This window comes from Mesocryomonas fontinalis (genome assembly GCF_055730125.2).
Window position 1 is genome coordinate 1 of the sequence record NZ_JBUZWG020000017.1, and the last position, 8,682, is coordinate 8,682.

Below are 8,682 nucleotides of genomic sequence, written 5' to 3' on the forward strand. Positions count from 1 at the left end.
ACGTGGCTCGTATACGAGATCTGGATTGACGTTCTTGCTATGCCGGAGCGTCAGGGCGATGCGTCGACTCCCAATCGACGTATCGCCGAATTTTAGAGGGCATCCATGCGCACGCAGCCGTCCCCTATACACGTCCTTCACCTTGTCCGATTGCTCCGCGTCGCTGCGACAGAAGACATGAGGGCGGACGACACCATGGTGCGCGACGATGTCCACTGCCTGACACGATGTCTCGACGCTGCGCTGGCGAACGATGCGGCCGATGCTCTGGAGGCGCTACTTCGATGTACGGTGGCAAACGATCACTGGGATCGCGGCAAATCCGGTCACCCTGTCACCCGGGATACGGCGATATCTGAGCTTTGACGAGGCAGCGGAAACGGACGGTCCCTATCGGAACTCGTCCGCGCCGAGCCGAGAACGGCATCTTCGTCGGCACTGGCGTTGATCTTCCGGATAGATTTCTAGGTCTGGTACCGCACATTTCCGAAGGTTATTCCACGATGCCCACGGACTGTCGTGAAAGTCGCACAATCTGCGAACATCGCCACGAAACAGAAACGGCAGCTTTTTTAATTTTTAGGTATCATCTCAGCTGAGGGACTGCTTGCCGCCCAATAAACCCATCTGGAATCGAACTCGAGTTAAAGTGCGTGGGTGATCTGCTCACTCGCTTAACCAAGATCCACGACTATCCGGCCTCGGAAATCGCCCGAACGTAAGGGTCGAGACTGAAGTCTGCGCGGATCAAACCGTTTTGCCAGCGATGCGCCCAACCTGGATGGAGCCAGGTTGGGCAGTTGACGATCGAGTACCAGCACGCACATTCGACCGCACTCCATCTCCCGTGCACGGTCGACCTCCAACCCTAGGCGGCCTCCCCCTCCCGCCCCATGTGCTTATATCACGTAGCGTCCTGTGGCTCTCCCAGCGCTGCACGCACGGTTCAGCACGAGTGCTGCCGGAACTGTCTTTAGTGGACTATTTGGTCCTATCCATCATAAAGACGTCGGGCCGGTCGATGGCGCCGGCATGGCAAATGTAGAATGCGGCTACTCATTCGAGCGGCCCCATCAACCATCTAGCTCTACTTATTTAGCTGGTGCTGCGGGCGAGGTACCCGTGCCAGTCCCCTGACCGCCTGTTGTAGCGGAGTCGTTACCCATCGTCCCGGTGCCAGTGTCGGCCTCGTTGCTCGGCATCTTGCTGTTCGTCGAACTCGAGAGAGCCTTATCGGCTGGGCCAGTGAGCATGCGAACGTGCTCAAGATGCATCTTGACCACCGGCGCGGTAGCGTCAGCATAGGCCTTGAGATTGACATCGGTACCCGCCGAGCCGTAGCTCTCGTGAAGCGCAAGCGCCTCCTCATGAGCATCGATCTGCTGCTTCAGGTACACCGGCACCTTGTCATTGGCGCCGCTCAATTCAGTGACCATCGCCTGGTGCTTTGCGTCGAGCATAGTGGGAACGGTCAGACCGGAACTCTTCGCAGCCGTCGTCAGACTTGCAGCTGCCTTCGTATGGTCTGCAATCATCTGCTTGGCGAAAGCTTGAACCTCGGGAGACGCAGCAGCGTCATTCACAACGATTTCGCTCGACTGGATCTCGTACATTCCGCCGTTGGCCGCCTTAGCGACGAACTCCTGCGGCGCAGTCTGGGCCATTGCCGAAGTAGCCAGTAGTGAAATGCCCGCAACGATTAGAAAATTCTTCATCTGCCTTCTCCCGATTTACCATGAAGCGTGGTGTCGGATGAAGCTGCTGACCACAGGACGGTTCCAGTGCGCAATCGCTCCAATAAGCGCTATCGGTGCGTTTCTGAACGGCAACCCCTCGCCGATGCCGGCATTCCAGGTCTTGAAGGAGATCGCGATGCCCCTCTATTTCAGCAACATCAATACCGGTTCCGAGATTATTCAAGATCTGGAAGGACAGGAGTATCCGAGCGACGAGGCCGCCATGGAAGATGCCAAGGTAGCTGCCCGGCAGATACTCGCCCAGAAAGTCCTGGCCGGTGAACTCGTCGACGGGCAGAGCATCGAGATCAGAGACGAGATCGGCAACCTTGTTGATACGGTCCGTCTTAGCGACCAGATGGTTCTAGCGGATGACGTCCTCATGGCAAGTTCCGAGTGAGCGGCCGGCCCCCCCCCCAAAGTCATGGACATGCGGACGCCGGGTTTCTTGATCATAAAAGCCTACCGCCAGCATCTTGGACCACCGATCCAGTACGTCGCTGCCCGGAGCGGTATGGCAGTTGGAAGGCTTGTCGTCCTGGAGAACGGAAGTCGTGTCACTACGGACAAACGACGGCCATCTGCAAGGCCATGGATCTTCCCGTCGAGCATCTGAGCTTTCCATAGAGAGACGGTTACCGATCTATTGCAGAGGATGCGTACCGAAACGTACGCGTATCCGGGGATATGAGCGGCACCGCAGCCAAAGCGACGTGCTACCTTTCCTTATCGGACGGTGCCAGTTTCGTTCGATCCGAGCCGGTTCCGCTTCGCTGGACGTTCGGCCAACAGGACCCCGCTCGCGAGGGTTGCGTCAATGATATGCAGATGATCAAGCAGGCGTCGGTTCGAAACCGGCTGCTCTCGTCAATGTCGCATGACGATTTTGATCTTCTCGCACCGCACCTCATGTCGATCGAGCTTCCGCTTCACCTTATCGTCGAGGAGCCGGGGCAAGAGGTGCCGCGGGTTATATTCTTCGAGCACGGCATAGGTTCAATGATCGTCGTTGGACGAGTGGGACAACAAGCAGAAACTGGTCACATTGGACGAGAGGGCATGACCGGACGCTCAGTCGTGCAGAATTCCTTCTGGGCACCGAACCGTATCCGGATGCAGGTAGGGGGCAGCGGCTTCGCGATCTCGAATGCAAATATTCTAAGCGCCATGGCCGAAAGCCCCGATCTCGTCCGACTGTTCACACGCTTCATCGTGACGAGCGACAGTCAAATGTCTCATACCCTGCTGGCCGCCACGACCTTCACTATCACGCAGCGTCTGGCACGCTGGCTCCTAATGTACCACGACCGCGTCGACGGCGACGAGTTTCCCATCACGCACGAGGTTCTGTCGATCATGTTGGGCGTTAGGCGCGCCGGCGTGACAGGACAGATGCACGTCCTAGAAGGACATCGGGCCATCAAGGCTAGCCGCGGCCGGGTACTTGTCCGTGATCGAGACATCCTCATCCGGATCGCGGCGGGATGCTACGGATTGCCTGAAGAGGAGTACGAACGGCTGATCCCGGCGGTCTAGCTTTCCGGATGGCCCCGAAGTTTATTTGACGAAAACGGCTTTATTTACGATTTCAGACACATGGCCTTAGGCCACGTCGGGTCTGGAACCGCCATCCCAAAGTTTGCTCACCTGCCTTTGGCGGTCGATTACAGAGACCGTGCTGCCTTGGAGAAGTTGACGGATATCGTCCTAGCCAAGCTGCTAGGCGACTGCACCAGCTGGTTGGACAACGTCGAAGCGTTCGGCGATTTTATGTACACGCCTCCTGCAAGGACTGAATGGCGCGTGCAGATGAAAGGCGATGGAGAGGTGGTCGTAGCAGCCATGGGCCGAGTCGAAGCGGAGATCGCGGCACGGGCGCCGATGTCCGACCGTTCTGTCGAAGCACTGGCGATCGATGAATCTGTGTCGATGTTCGTCATAGCGTTACCGATTTCGCTAGATGTAGAAGAACCCGGCGGCGTGACATGACGGTACCCGTTTAAAGCTGTGACTGCCTTCAGCTCCATATGTTCGATTTCAGACGCATTTGTCCTGGCAGTTTCAACCCGTGTTTGAGTACCGTAAGATCATGCAATAATTGCATCGGGGAGAGCGATGTCGAAGTTGCTTCGTGACCACCCAGCATTCTCTTGCTCACTTGCCGGTGGCGTGCGAGATATTCAGATGGCCCTTAAGGCCGGCTTTTCAAAGAAAGAAGTCGCCTACATGTTCGACCTCGACAGGTCACCTACCGTTTCCGACGATTTATTTGATTTTATTTCGCCTATCCGCTCTAAGGCGCCGGCGTCTCGTATGCAGATTTTCTTGGCGTTCTGCCCCAGATGGCCACGACAACGACTAATCTTTTATTCGGATTGCTCTAATACGCCAAAGCCCCGCACGATCTCTCGGCGGGGCAATAGCTTCACGCATGACTTTGCATGGTTGTTCTACTGCGGACAGGCCGCGCCCTGCGCGTCGGCAGTATCGGTGGATCCTGCGCCTGTACCAGTCTCTTTGGTACCCGCGGTGGCAATCTCTGACTCGGCTTGCGCGATGTTCGTAGTCGTGCCGCCTTCAGACTTGGTAACCCCTGGCGCGTTCGGGTCGGTCTCCATCGGAACGTGCTGCCCGTCTTCGGCAATTCCTTTTGCGTCAGCAGCTTTCGAATCGCTGGCAGCGTCCTTCGGTGCCTTGCTCGTAATTGCATCGGGCGATGACGGTGTGCACGCAGCCGAAGCGGGGCCGGACGCGGTGAACGCAGCCGCCAACGTTATTGCAATTAGAATTTTCATGCTCACTCCCAGAAGAAAAGGTGCCTACTGAGGAAGGATGCAGCGGCTATGGCGTTCCGGTTCGATAACGATCTAAGTGGAGGCTAATACGCTCCACGTACCGTTGATTTAGCTAGAGCGGGAACCTGCTTCCGTGCCAATCCGCCGTCACCACCGGTTCTTCTACCCGATCGACTGGGTTCAGCTTTCAAACATGATCCGCTTTCGGCGGGCCAAGGGTCGCTGTGAAGGTTGCGGGCGCCCGCATGGGAAAAACGGTCGCGCATCTCGGCGATGGCCTCTGGTGGGACTCTGAGGCCGGCGTATGGCGATCTGGAAAGGGCCGGGTATTGCGCCGCCTTCCTCCCCTCACCACAGACACTTTGGTGAAGCAAACTAAGGTGGTGCTAGCATGCGCTCATCTCGACCATGATCCCGGCAACAACGAGATGTCGAACCTTACAGCGCTTTGCCAACGCTGCCACATGCTCCATGACAAGCCAGAGCACCTTCGGCAGCGCCGCATTACACACAGCAAGCGCAAGGCGCTGGGCGACCTGTTCCTGGGGCGATACGAGTAGGACGCTTGGCGATAGGTCTTCGCCATAGGGTGTGCGCGGGAGGAGCCATCGATGATGGACGGTAAGGATGTCTACCGGGCACGCCTAGCGGAGTGCCTCGCCGCGGCAGAGGCCTCGCCCCTTCCTCAGGTTCGAGAGCGTCACCTGACCGCAGCACGATCCTGGCAGACCCTTCTCGATGCGGTCATGGAACGGAAGTCCAACCTCATCGCTCTTCAGCAGGCCGCATCACTGAACGCGGACGAGAAGGATGCGATGAGCGAAACCGATTTCGAGATCCCCGATCCTGTCGTTGACGCAATCGAGGGCGGCACGTCTGCGGTAAAAGCCTTTCGCCAATCGTCCGGCCTATCCCAACACGATGTCGCTGCCGACGCTGGTATGACAGACGAGCGCCTCGCTGCAATTGAGCAGGGGATGACGCCGCACAACCTCGAGCTGGCAGTTCTTTCAGACGTTTTGGATGTGCCGGTGGGTTTGCTGGTCGACAAGTAGCATTGGGCGAGCGGGTGGAAGTTCTTTCCTTCCATGATCCAGCTGGTTCGATAGCGCCAGTCGGCAAACGAAAAGGCCCCCACCGGGGGAGGACCGGTGAGGGCGTCATGCTGTGACCGCTGCTGTGGGAGGAACCGCCTGGTCTATCCGCGTCGGGTCTGGGAGGAACGACCGCCGCGAAACTTTGACTTTGTTAGCGCGCCGACTGCCGGGCGAGCTCCGGGATGTCGAAGCGAGAGATGCCGAGGTCAGCAAGTTCGCGCTGTGAAAGACGGTTCAACTCGGCGGCCGTGTTGCGGACCTGGCGCCAGGTATTAAAGCGGCGAGCAATCCTCAGGGACTATCCTTAAGGTGGCAGCTTCTCGTCGGTGGAAGCCGTTCGGTTCGTTCATTCGACATCCGGAATATGGTCGCGCCCGCGACCGATCAGTAGCGCCAAGATGGCATGGGAGCCCTTGCGTTATTCGCTATGTTGTGGGCGCTGGTGAGCCCTGCAGATTTGGAATATGCCTACCGAAGCACGGCGGCAGCCTCATTCGCCGCACCACATTTCCACGATCGTCCGCCCATGACATGATTTCCAAAACGGAGGATGACATGAGCTTCAGGACAACGGCCGAGGACAGCTTCACCAAGCACAGGGATTCCCGCGGGGATTGGCTGGTGAAGATCAACCTAAGCGGCCAGCTTCAGCCATCGATCTTCTGCCGCGACGAAGCGCATGCGGACACGGTGATCCAGGAGCAGAAGGCCAAGCGCCAGGTCTAGTTTTCGGATGCCATTGTCGGCGGCGCTGCCCTATCAGGATAGCGCCGCCTGGATGGGCACCTGCTACAGCGAGACGACGGAACGGACCAAAGATGCCTCAGGCTGGTGATCGACTATCGCCGATCAAGCGTGACTGTAGCTTGCCGGGAGCTGCAGAGGCATCGACTTCCATGTCGACAAGCGTGCGCCAGGCTTTCGCTTCCATGGCAAGGGCGGTGTAGTGGAGAACTGCACGAACAAGCTCGCCTCTGGGCGTGCCGTTGCAACGCCCTTTCTGGTCCGCGTTGTCGTTCAAAATGATCCCTCCGGATGATCGGGCACACCGACGCTCCAGAACCTCTATCAACGGAATGCGTTCTGACCGTGGGCTCTCCAAGAGGGGATTCATTCCGAAAGCGCCCTTATCAGAACCAAAATGCAGCCTCCGTCCCAATTAAAGAATTACCAGCCACGCCCTTATGAATGATCAGGCAAACGCCCATTTGGCGACAGTTTATCGATTACGTCAGGCAGCACAGCGGACAGCTGCGATAGGAGATCACCCTTCGTCAAACCCGTCTGCGTCACAAGTTGGTCAATTGTATCATCGCCCAGAGCGTGCTGTAGCTCCTGTGGTTCAATAGGTTCATTTTCGCCATGACCAACCCACGAGGCAGCCTTCTGTCCATGCCCAGCCTGCTCGAGGCGCTCGAGTAGACCGCCGGGTCCGGTATGTCCGCCGTCGAACTCGCCGCTGGTCCCAAGCCCCCCTTGGATCGGCTGATCGTAGCGCTCAGCACGCTCTTCGCGGTTCGGCTCCTGGATCTGGCCAGAGCCACCGATCTGGCCCATGCCACCCGACTGCCCGGTCAAGCCGCCGAGGATGTCGCCGAGGCCGCCGCCACCAAGGCCGCCGCTACCTCCGCGGCCCGACATCTGCTGCGTCAGCAAGGCCATGAGCGCCATCATGATGGGCGACATGCTTCCCTGCGATCCGCCACCGAGCATACCGCCAAGGCCGCCTGGCAATCCGCCCTGCGCGCCACCGCCCTGCATTCCGCCACCACGCTGCTGGCCGCCCAGCACGCTGCCGATCACGTCTTCAAGAATGCCCATCGATACCTCCCAAAATAGGAAAAGGGCCGGAGGGAAGATCCCCGCCGGCCCGACTGTTACCCTTACAGGCCGCGGCGTCCCCGCTCTGCGTCTGTCAGGGTCTCGCCGACCCGCTCGTCCGCAATGTCGACCTCGGTGTGACGCACCGTGTCCGAAACCGTCTCGGTACGGTCACGAACATCACGCTTGAGGTCGATCTCCTCAACGACACGGGCCTCCTTGGAGATCAAGGCTTCCTGCGCGGTCTCTTCGAGCTCGATCGTGCGCTCGGCGAAGGCATCGACCGCACCGACCGGACGGTCGACGGAGCGACGGGAGATTTCGACATTCTCACTGCGGAGGGTCACGTCTTCAGTGACATTCTCCTCGACAACGTACGACCGAACACGGACGCGGCCATGGCTAACGTCACGCTTGCCGACGCGTAGGTTCTCCTGCACCACCTCGATGGTTCCGTCCCGATCCTTCGAGAGGTTGGTACCAAGGGTGTCGCGCTGTAAGTTGCCGGCGGCGCCCGATGCGGCGGCATACGAGGTGCCCGTCGAGGAGCCGATGCCCGTGGTGGCAACGGTGCTGTCACCCACTGGATCGATCGAACCGCCGGAGTAGGCGCGGCTGCCGGAGGCGGAGGTGCCTTCCCAGCCTTCCGAGCGCCAGGTTGCTGCACGCTCGCCGATGTCAGCTGCGCCTTCGCCCTCAAGCACATCCGCAATCTCTTCGAAGCGGCCGTCCGGAGCACTGACGGTCACGACGGTACCGCCGCGGCGCACGCCTTCGGCATAGGTATGGCGGTCGTCTTCGTCGTCGCCCATAAAGAAGTCGCCGATGGCCTCGAAGAAACCCTTGTCCTCGTCGGCGGTCGTGCCGCGTGAGGTCGTCGTTGTGGAGTCGGCGATCCGGACCTCGGAACCCGAGATGCCGATAAGAGCGAGCTTGTCGATCGCAGCTTGGGCTTCGGTGCGGGTATCGAAGTATGCGGTGATGGTCTGTGTCATTGGTTTTCTCCTGTTGACGAGATGGCTGTTGAATCATGCGTGACAGTCCGCTCGACGACGGCATGCTGTTTCCGCAAGTTGACCGACGTCTCGACGCGCTCGGTGGACTTGATTCGGCGGATATGAACTTCTTCGGTGACGACGAGACGCTTGGTGACGACGATAATTTCCTCGACGAGCGAGATGATCGTCACGTTGCCTTCCTGGCGGACCGCGGGTGCCTCTGCGACCTCGCGGC

The 8,682-nt window shown here is 59.0% G+C and carries 11 protein-coding genes and 1 pseudogene; 7 read left to right on the forward strand and 5 right to left on the reverse strand.

Annotation, left to right across the window (positions count from 1 at the left end):
• Window positions 1-1,091: 1,091 nt before the first annotated feature.
• Complete coding sequence (locus ACZL02_RS24150; protein WP_472941244.1) at window positions 1,092-1,715, reverse strand: DUF4142 domain-containing protein; 624 nt, start codon at window positions 1,713-1,715, stop codon at window positions 1,092-1,094.
• Window positions 1,716-1,752: 37 nt separating this feature from the next.
• Here ACZL02_RS24150 and ACZL02_RS24155 point away from each other — a divergent pair, with 37 nt between their 5' ends.
• The 6 genes and pseudogenes from ACZL02_RS24155 (at window position 1,753) to ACZL02_RS24180 (ending at window position 5,586) form a co-directional block, all read left to right on the forward strand.
• Window positions 1,753-2,136 (forward strand): DUF6894 family protein, encoded by a 384-nt coding sequence (locus ACZL02_RS24155; protein WP_472941245.1) that lies wholly within the window; start codon window positions 1,753-1,755, stop codon window positions 2,134-2,136.
• Window positions 2,137-2,564: 428 nt separating this feature from the next.
• A complete protein-coding gene (locus ACZL02_RS24160) occupies window positions 2,565-3,272 on the forward strand; it encodes a Crp/Fnr family transcriptional regulator (RefSeq protein ID WP_472941246.1) in 708 nt (235 codons plus the stop codon).
• Window positions 3,273-3,428: 156 nt separating this feature from the next.
• Entirely contained in the window at window positions 3,429-3,725 is a 297-nt protein-coding gene (locus tag ACZL02_RS24165) for a hypothetical protein (protein ID WP_472941247.1), read from the forward strand.
• Between the two features lie 126 nt (window positions 3,726-3,851).
• On the forward strand, window positions 3,852-4,562 hold the full coding sequence (locus tag ACZL02_RS24170) for a hypothetical protein (protein WP_496258580.1): 711 nt from the start codon (window positions 3,852-3,854) through the stop codon (window positions 4,560-4,562).
• Between the two features lie 102 nt (window positions 4,563-4,664).
• Window positions 4,665-5,091, forward strand: a pseudogene (locus ACZL02_RS24175) (hypothetical protein).
• 51 nt (window positions 5,092-5,142) lie between these two features.
• Complete coding sequence (locus tag ACZL02_RS24180; protein ID WP_472941249.1) at window positions 5,143-5,586, forward strand: helix-turn-helix domain-containing protein; 444 nt, start codon at window positions 5,143-5,145, stop codon at window positions 5,584-5,586.
• A 193-nt stretch (window positions 5,587-5,779) separates the two neighbouring features.
• On the opposite strand, the gene ACZL02_RS24185 is transcribed toward ACZL02_RS24180, so the two are convergent.
• Window positions 5,780-5,923, reverse strand: coding sequence for a DUF1127 domain-containing protein (locus ACZL02_RS24185; protein WP_472941255.1), 144 nt, complete (start codon window positions 5,921-5,923; stop codon window positions 5,780-5,782).
• 260 nt (window positions 5,924-6,183) lie between these two features.
• Here ACZL02_RS24185 and ACZL02_RS24190 point away from each other — a divergent pair, with 260 nt between their 5' ends.
• Window positions 6,184-6,354, forward strand: a complete 171-nt coding sequence (locus ACZL02_RS24190) for a hypothetical protein (protein ID WP_472941250.1) — start codon at window positions 6,184-6,186, stop codon at window positions 6,352-6,354.
• Window positions 6,355-6,810: 456 nt separating this feature from the next.
• Here the strand turns inward: ACZL02_RS24190 and ACZL02_RS24195 are convergent, their stop codons facing one another.
• From ACZL02_RS24195 to ACZL02_RS24205, 3 genes are all read right to left on the reverse strand, one after another.
• Window positions 6,811-7,449, reverse strand: coding sequence for a YidB family protein (locus ACZL02_RS24195; protein ID WP_472941252.1), 639 nt, complete (start codon window positions 7,447-7,449; stop codon window positions 6,811-6,813).
• Window positions 7,450-7,511: 62 nt separating this feature from the next.
• On the reverse strand, window positions 7,512-8,444 hold the full coding sequence (locus ACZL02_RS24200) for a YsnF/AvaK domain-containing protein (RefSeq protein WP_472941253.1): 933 nt from the start codon (window positions 8,442-8,444) through the stop codon (window positions 7,512-7,514).
• The coding region (locus ACZL02_RS24205) for a DUF2382 domain-containing protein (RefSeq protein WP_472941254.1) at window positions 8,441-8,682 on the reverse strand (242 nt) is incomplete at its 5' end. The genes ACZL02_RS24200 and ACZL02_RS24205, both read right to left, overlap by 4 nt.

Excerpts from the sequence above, each read along its gene's own strand:
- ACZL02_RS24160 (WP_472941246.1), top strand. The coding sequence starts at position 2,565 with ATGATCAAGCAGGCGTCGGTTCGAAACCGGCTGCTCTCGTCAATGTCG.
- ACZL02_RS24150 (WP_472941244.1), bottom strand. The coding sequence starts at position 1,715 with ATGAAGAATTTTCTAATCGTTGCGGGCATTTCACTACTGGCTACTTCG.
- ACZL02_RS24195 (WP_472941252.1), bottom strand. The coding sequence starts at position 7,449 with ATGGGCATTCTTGAAGACGTGATCGGCAGCGTGCTGGGCGGCCAGCAG.
- ACZL02_RS24190 (WP_472941250.1), top strand. The coding sequence starts at position 6,184 with ATGAGCTTCAGGACAACGGCCGAGGACAGCTTCACCAAGCACAGGGAT.
- ACZL02_RS24170 (WP_496258580.1), top strand. The coding sequence starts at position 3,852 with ATGTCGAAGTTGCTTCGTGACCACCCAGCATTCTCTTGCTCACTTGCC.
- ACZL02_RS24155 (WP_472941245.1), top strand. The coding sequence starts at position 1,753 with ATGAAGCTGCTGACCACAGGACGGTTCCAGTGCGCAATCGCTCCAATA.
- ACZL02_RS24200 (WP_472941253.1), bottom strand. The coding sequence starts at position 8,444 with ATGACACAGACCATCACCGCATACTTCGATACCCGCACCGAAGCCCAA.
- ACZL02_RS24180 (WP_472941249.1), top strand. The coding sequence starts at position 5,143 with ATGATGGACGGTAAGGATGTCTACCGGGCACGCCTAGCGGAGTGCCTC.